We start from the raw sequence: 567 nt of genomic DNA, 5'->3' as shown, positions 1-567 counted from the left end.
GGGGCCGGCACATGGGGGACGGTGCCGACGCCGAGGACCAGGTTGCGGGTGTAGGCGCGGCCCAGGGCGTCGGCCTCTCCTTCGGCGTCGAGCTGGGTGAAGTCGACCTCGAACAGGGCCCGTTCGGGGTTCCAGCGGACGGCGTCGACCTGGTGGCCGAAGCGCAGCCCGGGCAGGTTCCGGGCGGCCCAGCGGCAGTAGGCGTCGTACTCGGCGCGTTCGATGTGGAAGCGCTCGGCGAAGTAGAAGGGGAACAGTCGTTCGCGGGTTCTGAGGTAGTTGAGGAAGCTCCAGGGGCTGGTGGGGTCGGCGAGGCTCACCAGGTCGGCGAGGAAGGGTACCTGGATGGTGGAGCCCTCGATGAGCAGGCCGGGGTGCCAGCTGAAGCCGGGCCGCTGTTCGTAGAAGACGGCGTCCAGTTCGGGAAGGGGCTGGGCGAGGGCGGCGAGGGAGAGGTTGCAGGGGCCGATGCCGATGCCGACCAGGTCGCGGGGGGCGTCGGGGTCGCGGCGCGGCAGCAGGGTGGTCCGGGAGGCCGTCTGGGGAGCCGGGTGGGGGGTCATCTGG

General features: G+C 71.6%; 1 protein-coding gene. It reads right to left on the bottom strand.

Annotation, left to right across the window (positions count from 1 at the left end):
- A partial coding sequence (locus CCN72_RS37545; protein ID WP_143664362.1) for a SidA/IucD/PvdA family monooxygenase occupies window positions 1–563 on the bottom strand: 563 nt, incomplete at its 3' end.
- Between the last annotated feature and the right edge of the window lie 4 nt (window positions 564–567).

Source organism: Streptomyces murinus, assembly GCF_002154555.1.
In the GTDB taxonomy this organism is placed as follows: Bacteria; Actinomycetota; Actinomycetes; order Streptomycetales; family Streptomycetaceae; genus Streptomyces; species Streptomyces murinus.
The sequence above is the reverse complement of the archived record's forward strand: the minus strand, read 5'-3'. Positions and strand labels throughout refer to the sequence as shown.